16 protein-coding genes are annotated in these 18,752 nt (G+C 73.8%); 9 read left to right on the forward strand and 7 right to left on the reverse strand.

Annotated features, from left to right (window positions below):
* The first annotated feature begins 57 nt into the window (after window positions 1-57).
* The 3 genes from A6F73_RS13905 (at window position 58) to A6F73_RS13915 (ending at window position 2,491) form a co-directional block, all read left to right on the forward strand.
* On the forward strand, window positions 58-801 hold the full coding sequence (locus tag A6F73_RS13905) for a GPP34 family phosphoprotein (protein ID WP_063348095.1): 744 nt from the start codon (window positions 58-60) through the stop codon (window positions 799-801).
* 620 nt (window positions 802-1,421) lie between these two features.
* Window positions 1,422-2,282, forward strand: a complete 861-nt coding sequence (locus tag A6F73_RS13910; protein WP_063348096.1) for a helix-turn-helix transcriptional regulator — start codon at window positions 1,422-1,424, stop codon at window positions 2,280-2,282.
* The gene (locus A6F73_RS13915; RefSeq protein ID WP_063348097.1) at window positions 2,282-2,491 is read left to right on the forward strand and encodes a DUF397 domain-containing protein; all 210 of its coding nucleotides are present in this window, start codon (window positions 2,282-2,284) and stop codon (window positions 2,489-2,491) included. Before A6F73_RS13910 ends, A6F73_RS13915 begins: the two co-directional genes overlap by 1 nt.
* Before the next feature lie 200 nt (window positions 2,492-2,691).
* On the opposite strand, the gene A6F73_RS13920 is transcribed toward A6F73_RS13915, so the two are convergent.
* Window positions 2,692-3,807: an ADP-ribosylglycohydrolase family protein gene (locus tag A6F73_RS13920; protein WP_063348098.1), complete on the reverse strand. Its 1,116-nt coding sequence runs from the start codon at window positions 3,805-3,807 to the stop codon at window positions 2,692-2,694.
* A 231-nt stretch (window positions 3,808-4,038) separates the two neighbouring features.
* Entirely contained in the window at window positions 4,039-6,645 is a 2,607-nt protein-coding gene (locus tag A6F73_RS13925) for a bifunctional FO biosynthesis protein CofGH (protein ID WP_063348099.1), read from the reverse strand.
* Window positions 6,646-6,827: 182 nt separating this feature from the next.
* On the opposite strand from A6F73_RS13925, the gene A6F73_RS13930 reads away from it, so the two are divergent.
* Genes A6F73_RS13930 through A6F73_RS13940 form a run of 3 tightly spaced genes read left to right on the forward strand, consistent with a single transcriptional unit; the run spans window position 6,828 to window position 10,137 of the window.
* A complete protein-coding gene (locus A6F73_RS13930) occupies window positions 6,828-8,117 on the forward strand; it encodes a hypothetical protein (protein ID WP_063348100.1) in 1,290 nt (429 codons plus the stop codon).
* A gap of 3 nt (window positions 8,118-8,120) precedes the next feature.
* Window positions 8,121-9,245 carry an ABC transporter ATP-binding protein gene (locus A6F73_RS13935; protein ID WP_079135674.1) on the forward strand — a complete coding sequence of 375 codons (1,125 nt, stop codon included), beginning with the start codon at window positions 8,121-8,123 and terminating at the stop codon, window positions 9,243-9,245.
* Window positions 9,232-10,137, forward strand: coding sequence for an ABC transporter permease (locus A6F73_RS13940; RefSeq protein ID WP_107452884.1), 906 nt, complete (start codon window positions 9,232-9,234; stop codon window positions 10,135-10,137). Before A6F73_RS13935 ends, A6F73_RS13940 begins: the two co-directional genes overlap by 14 nt.
* A gap of 64 nt (window positions 10,138-10,201) precedes the next feature.
* Here A6F73_RS13940 and rarD read toward each other — a convergent pair whose 3' ends face one another.
* Window positions 10,202-11,170: an EamA family transporter RarD gene (gene rarD, locus A6F73_RS13945; protein ID WP_063348102.1), complete on the reverse strand. Its 969-nt coding sequence runs from the start codon at window positions 11,168-11,170 to the stop codon at window positions 10,202-10,204.
* Window positions 11,171-11,323: 153 nt separating this feature from the next.
* Window positions 11,324-12,172, reverse strand: coding sequence for an SDR family oxidoreductase (locus A6F73_RS13950; RefSeq protein ID WP_063348103.1), 849 nt, complete (start codon window positions 12,170-12,172; stop codon window positions 11,324-11,326).
* A 205-nt stretch (window positions 12,173-12,377) separates the two neighbouring features.
* On the opposite strand from A6F73_RS13950, the gene A6F73_RS13955 reads away from it, so the two are divergent.
* A complete protein-coding gene (locus tag A6F73_RS13955; RefSeq protein WP_063351188.1) occupies window positions 12,378-12,719 on the forward strand; it encodes a helix-turn-helix domain-containing protein in 342 nt (113 codons plus the stop codon).
* Here the strand turns inward: A6F73_RS13955 and A6F73_RS13960 are convergent.
* Together A6F73_RS13960 and A6F73_RS13965 are read right to left on the reverse strand one after the other, a co-directional pair.
* Entirely contained in the window at window positions 12,706-13,473 is a 768-nt protein-coding gene (locus A6F73_RS13960; protein WP_063348104.1) for a TetR/AcrR family transcriptional regulator, read from the reverse strand. The genes A6F73_RS13955 and A6F73_RS13960 overlap by 14 nt on opposite strands.
* A gap of 82 nt (window positions 13,474-13,555) precedes the next feature.
* The gene (locus A6F73_RS13965) at window positions 13,556-14,551 is read right to left on the reverse strand and encodes an Lrp/AsnC family transcriptional regulator (RefSeq protein ID WP_063348105.1); all 996 of its coding nucleotides are present in this window, start codon (window positions 14,549-14,551) and stop codon (window positions 13,556-13,558) included.
* Window positions 14,552-14,813: 262 nt separating this feature from the next.
* On the opposite strand from A6F73_RS13965, the gene A6F73_RS13970 reads away from it, so the two are divergent.
* Window positions 14,814-16,379: an MFS transporter gene (locus A6F73_RS13970; RefSeq protein ID WP_063348106.1), complete on the forward strand. Its 1,566-nt coding sequence runs from the start codon at window positions 14,814-14,816 to the stop codon at window positions 16,377-16,379.
* Window positions 16,380-16,504: 125 nt separating this feature from the next.
* Window positions 16,505-16,777 (forward strand): DUF6011 domain-containing protein, encoded by a 273-nt coding sequence (locus A6F73_RS13975; RefSeq protein WP_063348107.1) that lies wholly within the window; start codon window positions 16,505-16,507, stop codon window positions 16,775-16,777.
* Between the two features lie 49 nt (window positions 16,778-16,826).
* On the opposite strand, the gene A6F73_RS13980 is transcribed toward A6F73_RS13975, so the two are convergent.
* On the reverse strand, window positions 16,827-18,740 hold the full coding sequence (locus A6F73_RS13980; RefSeq protein ID WP_063348108.1) for a hypothetical protein: 1,914 nt from the start codon (window positions 18,738-18,740) through the stop codon (window positions 16,827-16,829).
* Between the last annotated feature and the right edge of the window lie 12 nt (window positions 18,741-18,752).

Consider the following 18,752-nt stretch of genomic DNA (forward strand, 5'->3'; position numbering starts at 1 on the left):
TCGACAAGCCCGTGTGAGAGGCGTCACCCTGTCTCTCATCCACGCGGGGAGGCTTGGATGGGCAAGAGCCGCAGAACTGTTCCCGAGGAACTCTTGCTGCTCGCTTTGGACCCGACCACGGGTACCACGGCGCAGCCGCAGACCCTCGACCTCGGACTCGCCGGGGCCCAGCTCGTCGAGCTGTCCCTGGCCGGACGGATCGTACCGGAGGGAGACCGGATCGCTGTCGTGCTCGCACGGCCGACCGGCGACCCGACCTTGGACCACGCACTGGAACTGCTGCGCCGACGCGGCAGTCCGGTCCGCGCGGCGCACTGGATCGGCGGGCCCCGGCTGGGGCTGCGGCAGACCTACCTGGCGCACCTGGAGCGCTGCGGCATGGTCACGGCCGTGCCGGGCCAGGTGTGCGGGGTGCTGCCGACGACCCGTTATCAGGCGTCGGACGACTGCACCAACGCCGCGATCAAACAGCGGCTGGACACCGCCATCCGCACCGGCGTGCCGCCGGACCCGCGGACGGCCGCACTGGCGGCCCTGGCCCATTCCGTGGGCCTGGGCAAGCACCTGTATCCGGGCAACGAGGGCCGGTCCTCGCGGTCGCGGCTGCGCGACCTGATCCGGTACGACCCGCTGGGCGGGATGGTCGCGCACGCCGTGATGGACGTGCAGAACGGCCTGCCGGCGCAGCAGAACCGTTCTTCCCAGGGTTCCGGGGCCGGGACCGGCGCCGGGCGTTCCGGCGCCCGCGCGGCCGGCCGGGGCTCCGGTCGGGTCGCCGCCTCACGGGTCGGCGTCCGCTGACCGGGACCGCCCGGGCGCGCGGGACACCGCACCGATCGCCGTACGGCCTGCGCGGCACGTGCGGTCCGCACCGCCCGTACGGCCCGTGACAGCGGGCACGACGGGGCACGACGGCACGACGGGGCACGACGGGCCCGGCGGCACCCCCGACGGCGCGCGCCGCCCCGTTCACGCCGCCCGACGGCGCTGAGCAACGGCGCTGAAGGACCCGACGCACCACCGAAGCAGCACCCGCACCACCAGGAGCACGGAGGGGCGGTCGCCCCGCGACGGAAGTCGCCCGGCGACCGCCCCTCTGCCGTCCCCGAAGGCCCTCCGAGGCCCGTCCGGGGAGCCCGGCGGTCCTGCCTTCGCACGTGCCACTGGCACCTGCGCCGCCGGGGAGCACATCCTTAGCCCGTACCGGTTCGAGCCGCTGAGCCGCATTACCACTCGAAGGCCCTCGCCGTCTCACAGAAGTGCTTTTCCGACGATCTGTTCTACTGCGCTGCTGTGATTCCCTGACGCCGACGTGGCCCAAGGTGACATGCTGCTCCAAGTCAGGGGGGTTGGTCCCAATGTCCGAAGTGTTCCGAGGGCTGCCGATCCAACGATCACCAGAGGTCCGGCCGGAGGTCGATGTGTCGACGAGCATCAATCCCACCGTGCGCCGTCGGCGCCTGGGCTCGGAGCTGCGAAAACTCCGCGAGGGCCTCGGGATGACGGCGGAGGAGGTGGCGGGCCGGCTGATGGTCTCCCAGTCGAAGATCAGCCGACTGGAGAACGGCCGCCGCAGCATCAGCCAGCGCGACGTGCGCGACCTCTGCGACGTCTATCTCGTGAACGACGAGCAGATGCGCGCCAGCCTCATGGAGATGGCCAAGGAGTCGCGCCAGCGCGGCTGGTGGCACGACTTCAACGACATGCCGACCCCGTACAGCGTCTACATCGGGCTGGAGGCCGAGGCCTCCTCGATCCGCGCGTACGAATCCTCCTTCGTCCCGGGCCTGTTGCAGACCGAGCAGTACGCGCAGGCCGTCGTGGAGGGCACCCAGCCGGACACCGACGCGCTCGCCGTGCAGCGCCGGGTGCAGGTCCGGATGAAGCGCCAGGACCGCATCCGGGGCGAGAACCAGCTCGGCAGCCTGTGGACCGTCATAGACGAGGCGGTGCTGCGCCGCGAGGTCGGCAGTCGCGAGGTGATGGCCGAGCAGCTCAAGCACATGATGGAGCTGAGCCAGCACCCGAACATCACCATCCAGGTGATCCCGTTCTCGGCCGGCGCCCACCCCGGTATGACCGGGACATTCTCCCTGCTGGAGTTCCCCGAGTCAGCCGATTCCACGGTTGTCTACTTCGAAGGGGTGACGAGCGATCTCTACCTGGAGAAGGAGGCGGACGTGCGCCGCTATACCGGTCTGTACGACTACCTGCGTGCGGCGGCACTCGGCGTGGCGGAGAGCCGGACACTGATAGCTGAGATTGAAGAGGGATACCACTGATGAGCACCACCTCCGAGCACGGAACCCGCTGGCGGAAGAGCAGCCACAGCGGCGGCAACGGAGCCTGTGTGGAGATCACCACGCCGGCCACGGGGGCGGTGGCGGTACGGGACTCCAAGGACCCTCAGGGGCCCCAGCTGTGCTTCTCCGCCGAGGCCTGGACCGCGTTCGCGAGTGCTGCGGCCACCGGAATGTTCGGCCGCCACTGACCTTGCGGCGGCGGCCGCCGACCCGGCCCCGCGCCCCCGGTGCGAATCCGAGCTCGGACCAGTTGCCCGTAGCAGTGGCCTTCGCCCTCGCCGGCGGCCGACACTACGGGCAACTGTCGTTCCCGCCCGAACTGCCTTCCCGCCGAGCCTTTCCGCCCGAACCGCCTTGCCGCCCGAACTTCGCTTCCCGCCCGGACCGTTCAGCGCACCACCGGGTACCGCTCGGACCAGGTCAGCCCCTCCGGGGTGCGCGGATCGTGCAGTTCGGTGCCGTGCATCAGCTCCAGCACGAAGTCGTCGGCGAGTTCGAGGATGGCGCCCCGCCCCTCCAGCCCGGCCACCAGCCCCGACGGCAGCGCGGTGTCACCGTGCAGCACCCCGAGCAGGCTCCCGCAGACCGCGCCGGTGGAGTCGCTGTCCCCGGAGTGGTTGACGGCGAGCAGCAGGCCCGAGCGCACGTCGTGCGCGACCAGCGCGCAGTAGACCCCGATCGCCAGCGCCTCCTCGGCGACCCAGCCCTCCCCCAGCGCCTCCACCCGGTCGGCGGACGGCTCGCCGGCCCGGACCGCGTCCAGCGCGGCCCGCAGCGCGGCGGTGGTCTCCTCGTGCGCCTGCCTTTCGGAGAGCAGCGCCAGGGCGAGGTGGACGCCCTCCTCCAGGGTGCCGCCGCGGGCCACGCTCTGGACGATCACCGCGAGCGCGCCCGCCGCGAGGTAGCCGGTGGGGTGGCCGTGGGTGAGCACCGCGCACTCCACCGCGAGTTGGAAGACCAGGCCCGGCTCCCAGCTGGTGAGCAGGCCGAACGGCGCCGCCCGCACGACCGTGCCGCAGGCCTTGGAGTGCGGGTTCTTGGGCCGCTCCACGGTGCCGAGGTGCTCGGCGTCGGCCCCGGTCAGGGCGGACAGGCAGCCCTGGCCGGGGGCGCGCTGGGCGTACAGCCACTCCTCGCGGCCGAGCCAGCCGAGGTCGGGGCGGCGCTCGTCGGGGCCCCAGTCGCGCTGGGTGGCGGCCCAGCGCAGGTAGGCGAGGTGCAGGTCGGTGGGCGGGTGCCAGCTGCCGGTGTCGCGCCGGATGTGGGCGCGGATCAGGCCGTCGACGGTGAACAGGGTGAGCTGGGTGTCGTCGGTGACGGCGCCGGTGCGCCCGTACGCGGGGACGTAGCCGGTGACGCCCTGCGGGCCGTGCTGGGCCCGGATCTTCTCCAGCTGCTCGAACTCGACACCGGCGCCGAGCGCGTCGCCGATGGCACCGCCGAGCAGACAGCCCCGCACCCGGCTGCGGAAGTCCTGCTGCTGGGCGCGTGACCACAGTGGCATCACGACGGGGCGCCTTTCCTCGGGGCAGGGGGCTGCGCGACGCACGGCCGCGGCGCGCGCCCTGGCACTGTATTCGAAGACCCGAGCGAATCAAGGGCGTCCCTCGTGCTCCGGTTTCCCGGCCCAGCTGCCGCCCGTACGGTGGCAGCTGGGCCGGGGGAACCGGCAGGCCGGGGCCGGGGGGAACCGGGAGGCCGGTGGCGGGGGGGGACCGGGAGGCCGGTGGCGGGATCAGTCCAGGACCGGCAGCAGCTCCGGCAGGTGCCCGTCCGAGGCCAGCGCCGCGGCCCGGCGCTCGGCCGACACCTCGCCGTAGGTGGTGGTGCGCTGGCGGTGCGGGCGGCCCGCCGCCTCGGCGATCGCCTGGAGGTCGCGCACCGACTTGTAACTCCCGTACGCCGAGCCGGCCATCCGCGAGATGGTCTCCTCCATCAGCGTGCCGCCCAGGTCGTTGGCGCCCGAGCGGAGCATCTCGGCGGCGCCCTCCGCGCCCAGCTTGACCCAGCTGGTCTGGATGTTGGGGATGTGCGGGTGCAGCAGCAGCCGGGCCATCGCGATCACCGCGCGGTTGTCCCGGGCGGTCGGGCCGGGCCGGGCGATGCCGGCCAGGTAGACCGGCGCGTTGGTGTGGATGAACGGCAGGGTCACGAACTCGGTGAAGCCGCCGGTGCCGTTGGCCTCCAGGGAGCGCTGCTGGATCTCGGCGAGCAGCCGCAGGTGCCCGAGCCAGTGCTTCGGGGTGTCCACGTGCCCGTACATCATGGTGGACGAGGAGCGGATGCCCAGTTCGTGCGCGGTGGTGACCACTTCGACCCAGGTGGCGGCCGGCAGCTTGCCCTTGGTGAGCACCCAGCGGACCTCGTCGTCCAGGATCTCGGCCGCCGTGCCCGGGATGCTGTCCAGGCCGTTCTCCTTGGCCCGCTGGAGCCAGTCGCGGATGGACAGCCCGGTGCGGGTCGCGCCGTTGACCACCTCCATCGGCGAGAAGGCGTGCACGTGGATGCCGGGCACCCGCTCCTTCACCGCGCGGGCGATGTCGAAGTAGGCGGTGCCGGGCAGGTCCGGGTGGATGCCGCCCTGCATGCAGACCTCGGTGGCGCCGACCTCCCAGGCCTGCGCGGCCCGGTCGGCGACCTGCTCCAGCGACAGGGTGTAGGCGTCGGCGTCGGTGCGGCGCTGGGCGAACGCGCAGAAGCGGCAGCCGGTGTAGCAGACGTTGGTGAAGTTGATGTTCCGGGTGACGCAGTAGGTGACGTCCTCCCCGACGGTGTCCCGGCGGACGTCGTCGGCGATCCGGCAGAGCGCGTCCAGGGCCGGGCCGTCCGCGTGGAACAGCGCCAGCGCCTGGTCGTCGGTGAGCCGCGTCGGGTCGTCGGCGGCCACCGCCAGCGCCTCGCGCAGGTCGCCGACCAGCCGCTCGGGCGCGCCCTCGGCGAGCACCTGCTCGCGCAGCACCTCCCAGTCGCCGTAGACGTCCTCGAAGTCGGCCCGGCGGTCGCCGGTGCGGCCCTCGGTGTCGATGGTGGCGTGCAGGTCGGTCCGCCCGTACGAGACGGGCAGGTCCTCGGGCTCCTGCCAGGGCAGGCCGCGGACCACCGCGTCCGGGTTCGCCAGCCCGGTCTCCGGGTCGGCGAGGGCACGCACGTGCGGCAGCACCCGCGGGTCCAGCCAGGGCTCGCCGCGCCGCACGTACTCGGGGTAGACGGCGAGGCGTTCGCGCAGTTCGAAGCCGGCGGCCGCGGAGCGCTCGGCGAGCCGCTCGATCTGCGGCCACGGGCGTTCGGGGTTGACGTGGTCGGGGGTGAGCGGGGAGACGCCGCCCCAGTCGTCGACGCCGGCCGCGATCAGCCGCCCGTACTCGCCGTCCACCAGGTTCGGCGGCGCTTGCAGGCAGGCCGCCGGGCCCATCACGTGCCGGGCCACCGCCACGGTGGCGACCAGCTCGTCCAGTTCGGCGTCGGGCATGCCGCGCATCGCCGTGTCCGGCTTGGCGCGGAAGTTCTGCAGGATCAGCTCCTGGACGCCGTGGTAGGCCCGGGAGACCTTGCGCAGCGCGAACAGCGACTCCGCGCGCTCCTGGTACGTCTCGCCGATGCCGATCAGCAGGCCGCTGGTGAAGGGGACGGAGCTGCGCCCGGCGTCCTCCAGCACCCGCAGCCGGACGGCCGGCTCCTTGTCCGGCGAGCCGAAGTGCGGGCCGCCGGGCTCGCTCCACAGCCGGGTGGCGGTGGTCTCCAGCATCATGCCCATGGAGGCGGAGACGGGCTTGAGCCGCTGGAAGTCCGTCCAGCCGAGCACCCCGGGGTTGAGGTGCGGGAGCAGGCCGGTCTCCTCCAGGATGCGGATCGACATCGCCCGCACGTAGGCGATGGTGTCGTCGTACCCGTGCGCGTCGAGCCACTCGCGGGCCTCGGGCCAGCGGTCCTCGGGCTTGTCGCCGAGGGTGATCAGGGCTTCCTTGCAGCCGAGTTCGGCGCCGCGCCGGGCGACGTCCAGCACCTCGTCGGGGGACATGAACATCCCGTGGCCGGCCCGGCGCAGCTTGCCGGGGACGGTGACGAAGGTGCAGTAGTGGCACTTGTCGCGGCAGAGCCGGGTGAGCGGGATGAAGACGCTCTTGGAGTAGGTGATGACGCCGGGCCGCCCGGCCGCCGCCAGCCCCGCGTCGCGGACCCGGGCGGCGCTCGCACACAGGTCGTTCAGGTCCTCGCCTCTGGCCTGGAGCAGCACCGCGGTCTCGGTGACGTCCAGGGCGACGCCGTCCCGGGCGCGGCGCAGGGCGCGCCGCATCGCGTTAGCGGTCGGGGGGTTGCTTGCGTCCATGGCGGTTCCGTCCATGGCGCGACCCTACGCCAGGTCTCGTACGTTCGGAGTAGCCAACCCTGAGGGCGTCTCAGGGTCGATGTACCCGTGAGGTTTACCCCGAACTGGACCCGCAGGGCGATGACGGGGGCGGGGTGCGGGCCTCTAATGGAAGGGCACAGCCAATCGCTCGTGTTCGTAGAGGAGTTGAGGACGCCATGACCAATGACACGGCGGCGGGGGACAACGTGGACGGCGGCGTGCCGTACCGCTCACGGCGGCGCATGCTGGTGCGGGCCGGGGTACCGCTGACGGTGGCCGCGGTGATCGCCGCCGGGGTCGGGCTGGTGCCCGCGCTGGCGGCCGACGCCCCGCCCGACCTTCCCTCGCTGACGCCGGAGCAGCTGGTGGCCAAGGTGCTCGGCTCCGACGCGCAGGCCCTCTCCGGCACGGTGTCCGTCTCCACCGACCTCGGCCTGCCCAGCCAGCTGCTGGGCGCCGCGGCCGGCGGGCTCGGCGCGGCGGCCGGGCGCGGCGGCGGCCAGGGATCCTCCTCGGCCGACCCGCAGGCCAAGCTGCTCGGCCTGCTCGGCGGCGACCAGACGCTGCGGGTCGCGGTGGACGGCCCGGACCGCCAGCGGGTCGACCTGCTGGAGGACATGGCCGGCTACACCGTCGTCCACAACGGCGACCAGGCCTGGGCCTGGGACAGTTCGACCAACACCGCCGTACGCCTGACCGGCCAGGCGGCCGCCCAGCACTCCGACACGGCCGGCAAGCACGCCGGGGCGCCGCTGACCGGGGTGCCGACGACCCCGCAGGAGGCCGCCCGGCAGTTCCTGACCGCGAGCGCGGACACCACGTCGGTCACCGTGGCCGGCACCGCCAACGTGGCCGGGCAGAAGGCGTACCAGCTGAGCGTCAAGCCCGCGCAGTCCGGTTCGACCGTCGCCGAGGTCCGGATCGCGGTCGCCGCCGACAACGGGGTGCCGCTCTCGGTGGTGGTCAAGGGCGTCGACGGTTCCACCGTGCTGGACGTCCACTTCACCGACGTGTCCTTCGCCAAGCCGGCCGCCAAGACCTTCGACTTCACCGTGCCCAAGGGCGCCAAGGTGACGGAGCACAAGGCCGACGAGGGCGCCAAGGGTGAGGGGCCGCAGGGTTTCGCGCCCAAGGGTTCCGCGCCCGGGGGCAAGGCCGGTCGGGACGCCTCGGGCCAGGACCACGGCGGCGTGAACGTGATCGGCGAGGGCTGGACGACCGTGGTCTCGGCGCAGCTGCCCGGCGGCGCCGTCGACGTGCCGCAGGACGGCGGCAAGGGCGGCAAGCACGGCGGCCGGGGCGCGGCCCTGAACCCGCAGGCGCTGGTGAAGTCGCTCGGCAAGCCGGTCGGCGGCGGCACGCTGATCAGCACCAAGGTGGTGAACGTCCTGGTCACCGACGACGGCCGGGTGTTCGCCGGCGCAGTGACCCTGCCGGTGCTCCAGCACGCCGCCGGGGTGAACTGACGGATGACGAAGGCTCCCGTAACGGGGGACGTTACGGAGTCGGCCGAGGGTCCGGGCGCCGAGCAGCGCCCGGGCCCCGCGCCTTCCACCTCCTCCTCCCCCTCCTCCCCTGACTCCCCCGGCCCCCTCTCCTCCCCCGGTTCCTCCGGCTCCTCCGGCTCCTCCCGGCCCGACGACGTGATCAGGACCCGCGGCCTGACCAAGCGCTTCCGGGGCGGCCAGCTCGCCGTGGACGGCCTGGACCTGAGCGTGCCGCGCGGCTCCGTCTTCGGCTTCCTCGGCCCGAACGGCTCCGGCAAGACCACCACCATCCGGATGCTGATGGGCCTGATCGCCCCCACCTCCGGCGTGGCCACCGTCCTCGGCGAGCCGATGCCGCAGTCCGTCGCCTCCGTGCTGCCCCGGGTGGGCGCGCTGATCGAGGGCCCGGCGCTGTACGGCTTCCTCTCCGGGCGGGACAACCTGGTGCGGTTCGACGCCGCCGACCCGACCGCCGACCCCCGTACCCGGCGCCTGCGCGTCGAGACGGCGTTGGAACGGGTCGGGCTGAGCGCCGCGGCGGCCAAGAAGGCCCGCGCGTACTCGCTGGGCATGAAGCAGCGGCTCGGCCTGGCGTCGGCGCTGCTCCAGCCGCGCGAGCTGCTGGTGCTGGACGAGCCCACCAACGGGCTGGACCCGCAGGGCATGCGCGAGATCCGGGCGCTGGTGCGGGAGGTCGCGGCGGAGGGGACCACGGTGTTCCTCTCCTCGCACCTGCTGGACGAGATCGAGCAGGTCTGCACGCACGCGGCGGTGATGTCCCGGGGCCGGCTGGTGGTGCAGGGCACCGTCGCCGAACTGGCCGCCCGCGCGCAGGGCCGGCTGGTGGTCCGCACACCGGACGTGGCGCACGCCGTGGAGGTGCTGACGGCCCACCGGGTCGGCTCCCTGCTGCCCGGCGACGGGCGGGTGGACGGCGATCTCGCCGCGCTCGGCTCGCTCGGCTCCCCGGTCGAGGAGGCGCTGCCGAAGCTGTGCGCGGCGCTGGTCGAGGCCGGGGTGCGGGTGCACGGGTTCGGGCTGGAGCGGGGCACGTTGGAGGACGCCTTCGTGGCGCTGACCGGGGAGGGCTTCGATGTCGCAGGCTGAGCTGTCGCGGGCTGAGCTGTCACAGGCCGGGGCGCTGCCGGTCCGGGCCGGGCGGAGGCCGCAGACGGCGGCCGGGTTCCTGGCGCTGTTCCGCAACGAACTGCACCTGACCTTCCGCCGGATGCGCACCAAGGTGCTGCTGGGGATCCTGGCGGTGCTGCCGATCCTGATCGGCGTGGTCGTCAAGCTCAACACGGGCAGCCCGCACGAGGGCGGCGGCGGGGTGAACTTCATCGCGCAGACCACCCAGAACGGCCTGTTCCTGGTCTTCACCGCCCTCGCGGTCGCGCTGCCGGTGTTCCTGCCGATGACGGTCGGCGTGGTCGCCGGGGACTCGGTCGCCGGCGAGGCGGCCACCGGGACGCTGCGCTACCTGCTGGTCGCCCCGGCCGGGCGCACCCGGCTGCTGGCCGCCAAGTTCACCGCCGGGCTGGTGTTCTGCCTGGCCGCGACCGTGGCGGTCGCGGCGGCGGCGCTGGCCACCGGCGCCGCGCTGTTCCCGCTCGGCGAGGTGACGCTGATCTCCGGCGACACCATCGGCTTCGGCGACGCGCTGCTGCGGGCGGTGCTCGTGGCCGGGGTGGTGGCGGCCTCGCTGGCGGGGCTGGTGGCGATCGGGCTGTTCGTCTCCACGCTCACCGGCAGCGGTATCGCGGCGATGGCCGCGACCGTCGGGCTGGTGGTCACCGTGCAGATCCTGGACGCCTTCCCGCAGTTGGACGCCGTCAGGCCGTTCCTGTTCACCCATTACTGGCTCAGCTTCGCGGACCTCCTGCGCCAGCCGATGTACTGGGACGGCGTGTGGAAGGACCTCGGCCTCCAGGCCGCCTACGTCGCCGTGTTCGGCGCGGCGGCCTGGTCCCGCTTCACCAGCCGGGACATCAGCGTCTGACCGCCGCGTCGGCGGGGGGCGGATCAGAAGGGGCGGATCGGCGGGGGCGGATCAGCGGGGCGGATCAGCGCCTGACGGCCGCCTTCGCGGGGGCGGGTTGCGGCACGGCCGCGGCCCGCCCCGCGCGGTCGGCCCGCACCTGGCGCAGCGCGTCCCAGGTGAGCACCGCGAGCGCCAGCCAGACCAGGCCGAAGCCGGCCCAGCGGGCGGGCGGCATCGACTCGTGGAACACCGCCACGCCGATCAGGAACTGGAACACCGGCGCCAGGTACTGCAGCAGCCCGAGCACGGTCAGCGGCACCCGCACGGCCGCCGCGCCGAAGAACAGCAGCGGGATCGCGGTGATCACCCCGCTGAGCAGCAGCAGCCCGGAGTGCCCCCAGCCGTACGAGCCGGCCACCGTGTGGCCGAAGGTGCCGCGCCCGCTGACCTCCAGGTAGACCAGGTAGCCGAGCGCGAACGGGAACATGAAGGCGCTCTCCGCCGCCAGGCTCTCCAGCCCGCTCAGCCCGACCTTCTTCTTCAGCAGCCCGTACGTGGCGAAGGAGAGCGCCAGGGTGAGCGCGATCCACGGCAGCCGCCCGTACGCGACGCTGAGCACCGCGACGGCGGCCGCGCCGACGCCGACCGCCGCCCACTGCGCCGTCCGCAGCCGCTCCTTGAGCACCAGGACACCGAAGCCGATGGTGACCAGCGGGTTGATGAAGTAGCCGAGGCTGGTCTCGACGACGTGCCCGGCGTTGACGCCCCAGATGTAGACGCCCCAGTTGATCGAGATCACCGTGGCCGCGCCGGCCAGCATGGCGAGCCGGCGGGGCTGGCGCAGCAGCGGGCGTATCCAGCTCCAGTGCCGCTGGGCGATCAGCAGCAGCACCACGGCGACCAGGGACCAGACCATCCGGTTGGCCAGGATGTCGTCGGCGGCGCCGGGCTCCAGCAGTGGCCAGAACAGGGGGAAGAGGCCCCAGATGCCGTAGGCCGCGACGCCGTACCAGAGGCCTCGGCCGCTGTCCTGCTGGGTTGTCTGTGGCATGGCCGCCTGCCCTCCGCGCGCGTGTGTCGAGGTGACGGTAGCTGGCGGAGGGGCAGGCTGTCATCTCCGTTTCCGCATTTTGGTCATGACATCGCTGACCTCGGGAAACGCGGGGCTCATCGCCGGCCCGGAGCGCCTCAGGCCCGGAGCGCCTCAGGCCTGGAGCGCGGTGCGGACCGACTCGGCCAGCGGGACGGTCGGGCGGCCGATCAGCCGGGCCAGGTCGCCCGGGGTGCCGGCCAGCTCGCCACGGGCGATGCCCGCGTCCACGTCCACCAGCACCTCGGCGAAGCCCTCCGGCAGGCCCGCGCCGACCAGCGCCGCGAGGTGCTCCGCCGGCGCCACGTCCTGGTGCGCGACCGGCTGCCCGGAGACCAGCGCCAGCTCGGCCGCCAGCTCCGACAGGCTCCACGCGGCGTCGCCGCTCAGCTCGTACACCCGGCCCTCGTGGCCCTCGCCGAGGAGGACGGCGACGGCCGCGTCCGCGTAGTCCTTGCGCGGGGCGGTGGCCACCCGGCCGTCCCCGGCGCTGCCGAGCACCACGCCGCGCGCGACCGTGCCGGCCGCGTCGCCCAGGTAGTTCTCGGTGTACCAGCCGTTGCGCAGCAGGACGGACGGCAGGCCGGATGCGCGGATCAGCTCCTCCGTCGCCTTGTGCTCGTCGGCCAGCCGGAAGGTCGCCGCGCCCGGCGCGCTGGTGTAGGCGAACAGCGCGACGTCGGCCGCACGGGCCGCGTCGACCACCGCGCGGTGCTGCGGGATCCGGCGGCCGACCTCGCTGCCCGAGATCAGCAGCACCCGGTCGCCGGCCGCGAAGGCGCCGGCCAGGGACGCCGGGTCGTCGTAGTCGACCACGCGGACGGCCACCCCGCGCGCGGCCAGGTCGGCCGCCTTCTCGGCGGAGCGGACGGCGACCGCCACCTCGCTCGCGGGGACGGCGGCCAGCAGGCCCTCGACGACGAGACGGCCGAGCTGGCCGGTGGCACCGGTGACGACGTACATGGGGATGCTCCTCGGGTGGGTTTGTGCCTCGATGGGGTTCCTGCCTCGAAACTCACCCTAGGGACTGCACTAACCTTTCGAAAGTACGCACTTCAAAGTACGGTACTGACATGAAGGTAATGGCAGGACAGTCATGAAGACCCTGGAGGAAGGCCGCCCGGCCGTCCCGGTGCGCGAGCTGCCGCCGGCCGACGTGTTCGACCGCATGTGCCCGTCCCGGGGCGTGCTGGAGCACGTCACCAGCCGCTGGGGCGTCCTCGTGCTCGGCGCGCTGCGCGAGCGCGGCTACCGCTTCAGCGAACTGCGCCGCCGGGTCTCCGGCGTCAGCGAGAAGATGCTCGCGCAGACCCTGCAGACACTGGAACGCGACGGCTTCGTGCACCGCGAGGCCCACCCGGTGATCCCGCCCCGGGTCGACTACAGCCTCACCCCGCTCGGCCGGGAGGCCGCCGAACTGGTCGCCGCCCTCGCGCACTGGTCCGAGCAGCGGGTCCCCGCCGTCGAGGCCGCCCGCGCGGAGTACGACGCCCGGCCTAGCGCTCGCTGATCAGGGCCGCCAGCCCGTCCAGCACGCGGGCCAGGCCGAAGGCGTACGCGTGGTCCGGGTCGTACGCGCCGCCGTGCGCCTCGCCGGCGGCGGCGCCCACCCGGGCCGCGACCGGGTAGCGCTCGGCGTCGAAGACCTTGGCGAGCAGCTCGGCGTTGGCGGCCCACCACTGCGCGTCGGTCATCGCGCTGTCCTGCCGGGCGGCGCGCTCGTCGGCGGCCATCCGGGCGCAGGTCTGGACGAAGCCCAGCAGGTGGGTGAGCGCCGCGTCCAGTTCGACGTCGGGCAGGCCGGTGCCCTCGAAGGCGCGCAGCTCGTACTCGTACTTGGCCATCAGGCCCGGGCCGAGCGGCGGGCGACTGGTGGGGACCGCCGAGACCCACGGGTGGGCGCGGTGCAGCGTCCGGTTGTCGTCGGCGACGGCGGTGACCCTGGCCCGCCAGCCGTCGTCGGCGGGGGCGCTGCGCGGCGTCGTCGCGTAGACGGTGTCCAGCATCAGGTCGAGCAGTTCGGCCTTGCCGGGGACGTAGGTGTACAGCGCCATCGGGGACAGCCCCAGCTCCTGCGCCACCCGGCGCATGGTGACGGCGTCCACGCCCTCGGCGTCGGCCAGGGCGATGGCCACGGCGGCGATCTCGCCGGTCGACCGGGCCTGTCGCGGGCCGCGCCGGCCGGGCTTCTCCTCGGCGGTCAGCCCCCAGAGCAGGGCGAGGGTGCGCGCCGGATCTCCTGCGCTGCTGCGGTCCGTGGCCATGGGGGGATCTTTTCACGGCCCCGCCGACAGCTCGACGGCCCGACGGCCGGTCGCTCGGCGGTCCGGCGGCCCGGTGCCGGCGTCATACGAGCGCCGGGTGGATCAGCCGCCCGTGGTGGACGAGCGAGGCGGACTGCTTGAGCCGGCTCACCCGGACGCTGATCTCGTAGCCGCGGATGCCCTCGACGTGGGCCAGGCGGCCGGTGAGGTAACGGTAGAAGTCGGGGGTGTCCCGGCAGGCGACCACGGCCATCAGGTTGTGGCGTCCGCTGATCGCGGCGACGAACGCGCACTCGTGGTGGCCGCCGACCTCCTCACCGACCTGGTGCAGCCGCGGTAGGTCGACCTGCAGCCACAGGGTGGCGTTGAGCCGGTAGCCGAGGCGCTCGGCCAGGGTGTCGACGTCGTACGTGAGCGAGCCGGCCGCCTCCAGTGCCTCCAGGCGACGGGCGACCCGGGGCTTGGACCAGCCGGTGACCTCGGCCAGGTGGGTATGGGTGGCCCGGCCGTCCTCGGCGAGCGCGCGCAGCAGCGGCAGGTCCTGTTCGCCCAGGGGCGTCGACGAGGCCACTGCCGGGGTGGGGTGGCCGGAGGTCAGCCGCCGCACCTGTTCGGGGGTGAGCGAGGCGTCGGGGTCGGTCCAGGGCGCGGTTCCGGGACCGCCGTAGATACGCACGACCAGGTCGACGTTCACGTCCAGGACCGCGCCCGCTCGCGGCAGCTGGCGCAGCAGTAGGTCGTCTTGGTCGGTTCCGGCGGGGGACCGGATGATGCAGATGATCTCCGAGCCGCCGGAGGCGATGCCGACGTACGCCACCTCGGACCGGCGGGCCAGTGACTGGGCCAGTGGTGCCACCGCATCAGGTCGGCAGCGCAGCCGGACGATCCACTCCGCCTGGCCGTCGGCGTTCAGGTTGCCCAGTCCGACGACGCGCAGCAGGCCGTCCCGCCGCAGGGCGGCGTAGCGGCGCGCCACAGTCTGTTCGGACACGCCGATGACCTCCCCGAGCCGCCGGAACGAGACCCGGGGCACGCACTGCAAACCGTGGATGATTTTGCGGTCCAGATCATCAGCCATGGAGGAATGGTCCCATCGCCAGAACCCCAGATGGAGGTTCCGGGACGCTTGGTGGGATCGACCGCGGGTTTCGGGTGCTTCGGGGAGAAGCTGATCGGCGGCTCCACGGGCGGCTGCCGTCTGCCGTCGCCCCCGGGAGCGGGCGCACGCTCCCGGCGGCGCTCCGAGAATGCGGGGCCTCCCCCGCAGCAGCCGAAGGAACGACCCCGTGAATTCCACAACGACGCCGGACCTCAGGGCCGGACGGGCCGCCACGCTCGTCATGGCCTGCCTGGGTGTCTTCGTCGCCTACCTGCCCGTCACCACCGTGTCGGTGAGCCTGCCGGCGATCCAGCGCGCGCTGGGCGCGTCGACCTCCGAACTGTCCTGGGTGTCGGACGCGTTCGTGCTGCCGATGGCCGCGCTGATCCTGACCACCGGCGTCTGGGGCGATGTCCACGGCCGCAAGAAGGTCTTCCAGACCGGCATGGTCTTCTGTGCGCTGGGCGCCGCGATCTCGCTGCTGTCCAGCTCGGTGCAGGCACTGTGGGTCGGGCAGGCGGTCTCCGGCATCGGCGCCGCCGCCCTGCTGCCCACCACACTCACGCTGATCAGCCATGCCGTGCCCGACCACCGTGAGCGGGGCAAGTTCATCGGCTTCTGGGCGATGAGCCTGACGGCCCCGCTCGCCGTCGGCCCGCTGATCGGCGGCGCCCTGCTGGAGCACACCACCTGGCGCTGGATCTTCCTGCTGCCGATACCGCTCTCCGTGGCCCTGCTGGCCGTCGCCGCGTTCCGGCTGCCCGACTCGCGCGCCCCGCACGGCCGCCGGCTCGACTGGCCCGGCCAGATCACCGCCGCCGTCGCCGTCACCGCACTGGTCTACGGCGTCATCGAGGGCGGCGCGGACGGCTTCGGCGAACCCGCTGTGATCACCGCGCTGACGCTCGGCGCGGTCGCCGCCGGAGCCTTCGTCCTGGTGGAACTCCGCAGTGCCGGCCCGATGCTGGACCTGGCGCTGTTCCGCAGCCCCGCGTTCACCGCCACCGCCCTGGTGGCCGTGGTCAGCTTCCTCGGCCTGATCGGCTTCTTCTTCGTGCTCAGCCTGTACTTCGGCCTGGTCCAGCACCTGAGCACCATGCAGGCGGCACTGCGGATGGTGCTGGTGTCCGGCACCTCGCTGGTGGCCGGCCTCCCTGTCGGACGGCTGATGCACCGGATCCCGCCGAGGGTGCTGATCACCACCGGGCTGGTGCTGATCGCCGCCGCGATGTTCGCCATGACCGGCGTCGACGCCCACACCTCCTACGCGGCGCTGACCTGGCGGCTGGTACTGCTCGGACTCGGCATGGGCGCGGTGCTCACCCCGATGACCGCCTCCGCAGTCTCCGCCGTTCCCTTCCACCTGGCCGGGATGGCCGCGGCCGGCAACAACGCGATCCGCCAGGTCGGCGCCGCGCTCGGCCCCGCCGTCCTCGGCGCGCTGCTCACCACCCGTGCCCTGAACGCCCTGCCCGAACAGCTCGCGAACGCCGGCGTCCCGGCCCAGACCGGCGCGCGTGTCCTGGACGCCGCCCGCGAACACGGCCTGGGCGCCGTCGCCGGACTCGACCTCGGCCCCGCCACGGGACAGGCCCTGACCGCGCTGAGCAACTCCTTCCTGGACGGCATGCGGCTGTGCCTGCTGGTCTCCGCCGGCCTCGCCCTGCTGGCCGCGCTGGCCTGCGCCCTGCTGCTGAAGAGCCCGTCGAGCGCGGCACCGAGGGCGGCGGGTCCGGGACGGCCGGTGCCGGAAGCGGAGCAGGCCGCGGTCCCGGTTGCGGTCCCGGTTGCGGCGCAGCCGGCCTGAGGACCCGCCCGGCGATCTTTCCGCGAACCCCGGCGGAGCCCCCAGCCGGTGCGCCGGCCGACCATGACCAATCTCGGCGCCGACCGCTGTACCGATGTTCCCCGAGGCCGGGCTACCGTCTCCCCATGACCAGCGTCCCGACCAGCAACGGCCCGAGTGGCGGCGGCTCGACCGGTGGCAGCCCGACCGGTGGCGGCCCGAGCGGTGGCGGCCCGGACCCGATCCCGGGCACCGACACCCCCGAGGCCATCCGCCCCCGCGTCACCTGCCGCCGCTGCCACCGCCCGTTGCACGACCCGGAGTCGCGGATCCTGCGGCTCGGCCCGGAGTGCCGTGATCCGGCGGAGCGGGTCACGCGCTTCGACGTCGACCAGGATCCGCTGCCGGGCATCGGGTGACAGGCACCGGGTGACGGGCGTCGCTCGCCGGCCTCTGGTGTAGCGCCCGTCAGGCGCGCCGGAAGAGGCGGCGCAGGAGGCCGGGGCGGGGTTCCGGCTGCTCCTCGATCTGCTTGGCTTCCTGGGCTTCTCGCGCGGCCCCGGCTTCCCTGGCTTCCTGGGCCTCGGCCCGCTCGATCATCCGCCGGGCCAGGTCGAGGTCGGCCCGGGGCAGCCAGGGCGCGGTGAGCGCCAGCGCGGCGAGTGAGCGCAGGACGGTCACCACGCGGGTGCGGCGGGCCCGGGCGCTGTAGTGCAGCCGCTGCCGGAGCCGGTCGGCGATGTCGGCGCGGGTCTCGGGGTGCGTCCAGCCGATCGCGACGAGGGCGAAGCCGGCCGCCTCGACCACCCAGTCCTCGGGTCCGAGCAGCAGGTCGACCAGCACGCGGCGGCGCTCGGAGTCCTCCCACGGCTGGTCGGTGCGGTGGTGGGCGATACCGAGGCAGGCGAAGACCTGGACGGCCCGCACCCACAGTTCGGGCTGGTGGGCGAGCAGGGCCCGGCCGAGGTCGTCCTCCCGGGGCATCGGCGGGTGGACGAGCGCGCCGAGCAGGTCGTCGAGGGGCAGCCCGGCCAGCCGGACGGCGTGGTCGTAGGCGGCGGGGACGGTCGCCCAGACGATCTCGGCGGTGGCCCGGACGAGTTCGGCGCTGTCCGGCGCGGGCGGGGCGACGGCCGGGCGCGGGTCGGTGCCGTCCCAGGCCCAGATCCGGGTGGCCGGTTCGGCCAGCGGCAGCCGGGGGTCGGGCTCGGCGACGGACTGGTAGGCGACGGTGGAGCGCGGCAGGGCGAGGCGGACGGCCAGCAGGGAGCTGGGCGGTTCCACGGCGGAGGCGCTGCACTCGATCTCGCTGTCGCGGGTGGTGCCGGGGGCGGCGAGCACTTGGTGCAGCACGTTGACGGTCGCCTCGGTGGCGCCGGAGACCATGCCGAGCCAGGGTTCCCGGTGGCTGAGGCGTTCCAGCAGGTCCTGGGCGTACTCGTGGTCGGGGTGGGCGCGGTGGTGGTCGGCCAGGGCGAGCAGGTGGGCGGGGTCGCCGTCGGCGGCGTGCCGCAGGCCGTACCGGGCGGGGGCCGCCTTGGGGTGGTCGGGTTCGGTGGCGAGCACGCGGTCCAGCCAGGGCAGGCCGTCGGCGGGGCGGCCGAGGGCGCCGTACAACTCGGCGACGTCGACGGCGAGGTAGCTGCTGGAGTTGTCCCGCTCCGGTTCGACCCGGGCCAGTTCGGCCTCCCAGACGGCGAGCGCCCGTTCCGGCCGGCCGTGCGCGCGCAGGGCGTTGCCGAGCATCACGGACGGCAGGTAGCCGGGGGCCAGCAGGTGGGCCAGTTCGGCGAGTTCGACGGCGCGGTCGGTGGCGCCGAGGCGGCGGGTGAGGCCGGAGGCCATCGCGAGCAGCAGCGCGTGGTCGCCGTGGCGGGCCACCACGGACTGGACGAAGTCCTCGAACGGCTGGACGGCTTCGGCGAGTTCGGGGGGAAGCGGGTCGGGCAGTCCGCCGCTGGCCCGGGCCACCGCCTGGGCGACGGCGTCCGGGTCGACGAGGGCGGGCAGGTCCTCGCGGGCGAGCCAGGCGGCGTGCGCCCAGGGTCTCGCGGGCTCGTACTGGATCGCGGAGGCGAGCAGGCCGACGGCGGTGTCCCAGTCCCCGGCGGCGGCCTCGACGTGGGCCCGGCAGGCGACGGTGCCCAGGTAGACCTGGCCGTCCAGCGGGAACAGGTCGCGGGCGGCGGCCGGGCCTCCGGCGGCGGCGCACAACTCGGCCAGCGCCTCGTGCAGTTCGGGCAGCTGAGGGTCGGCGAGGATCGCGTCGGCCAGGTGGTCGGCGGCGTGCGGGAGGTCCCCGGAGTCGATCGCCAACCGGGCCACCGCCACCTCGCCCTCAGCCGCCAGCCGCTCGTCACCCTCGTCGTCGGCGTGCCCCATGTGGTCGTCCCC

Origin of the sequence: Streptomyces sp. MJM8645 (genome assembly GCF_001625365.1) — a bacterium.
GTDB lineage: Bacteria > Actinomycetota > Actinomycetes > Streptomycetales > Streptomycetaceae > Kitasatospora.

Excerpts from the sequence above, each read along its gene's own strand:
- A6F73_RS13925 (WP_063348099.1), bottom strand. The coding sequence starts at position 6,645 with ATGGACGGAACCGCCATGGACGCAAGCAACCCCCCGACCGCTAACGCG.
- A6F73_RS13960 (WP_063348104.1), bottom strand. The coding sequence starts at position 13,473 with ATGGCCACGGACCGCAGCAGCGCAGGAGATCCGGCGCGCACCCTCGCC.
- A6F73_RS13940 (WP_107452884.1), top strand. The coding sequence starts at position 9,232 with ATGTCGCAGGCTGAGCTGTCGCGGGCTGAGCTGTCACAGGCCGGGGCG.
- A6F73_RS13980 (WP_063348108.1), bottom strand. The coding sequence starts at position 18,740 with ATGGGGCACGCCGACGACGAGGGTGACGAGCGGCTGGCGGCTGAGGGC.
- rarD (WP_063348102.1), bottom strand. The coding sequence starts at position 11,170 with ATGCCACAGACAACCCAGCAGGACAGCGGCCGAGGCCTCTGGTACGGC.
- A6F73_RS13975 (WP_063348107.1), top strand. The coding sequence starts at position 16,505 with ATGACCAGCGTCCCGACCAGCAACGGCCCGAGTGGCGGCGGCTCGACC.
- A6F73_RS13915 (WP_063348097.1), top strand. The coding sequence starts at position 2,282 with ATGAGCACCACCTCCGAGCACGGAACCCGCTGGCGGAAGAGCAGCCAC.
- A6F73_RS13930 (WP_063348100.1), top strand. The coding sequence starts at position 6,828 with ATGACCAATGACACGGCGGCGGGGGACAACGTGGACGGCGGCGTGCCG.
- A6F73_RS13935 (WP_079135674.1), top strand. The coding sequence starts at position 8,121 with ATGACGAAGGCTCCCGTAACGGGGGACGTTACGGAGTCGGCCGAGGGT.
- A6F73_RS13965 (WP_063348105.1), bottom strand. The coding sequence starts at position 14,551 with ATGGCTGATGATCTGGACCGCAAAATCATCCACGGTTTGCAGTGCGTG.
- A6F73_RS13955 (WP_063351188.1), top strand. The coding sequence starts at position 12,378 with ATGTGCCCGTCCCGGGGCGTGCTGGAGCACGTCACCAGCCGCTGGGGC.
- A6F73_RS13970 (WP_063348106.1), top strand. The coding sequence starts at position 14,814 with ATGGCCTGCCTGGGTGTCTTCGTCGCCTACCTGCCCGTCACCACCGTG.
- A6F73_RS13905 (WP_063348095.1), top strand. The coding sequence starts at position 58 with ATGGGCAAGAGCCGCAGAACTGTTCCCGAGGAACTCTTGCTGCTCGCT.
- A6F73_RS13920 (WP_063348098.1), bottom strand. The coding sequence starts at position 3,807 with ATGCCACTGTGGTCACGCGCCCAGCAGCAGGACTTCCGCAGCCGGGTG.
- A6F73_RS13950 (WP_063348103.1), bottom strand. The coding sequence starts at position 12,172 with ATGTACGTCGTCACCGGTGCCACCGGCCAGCTCGGCCGTCTCGTCGTC.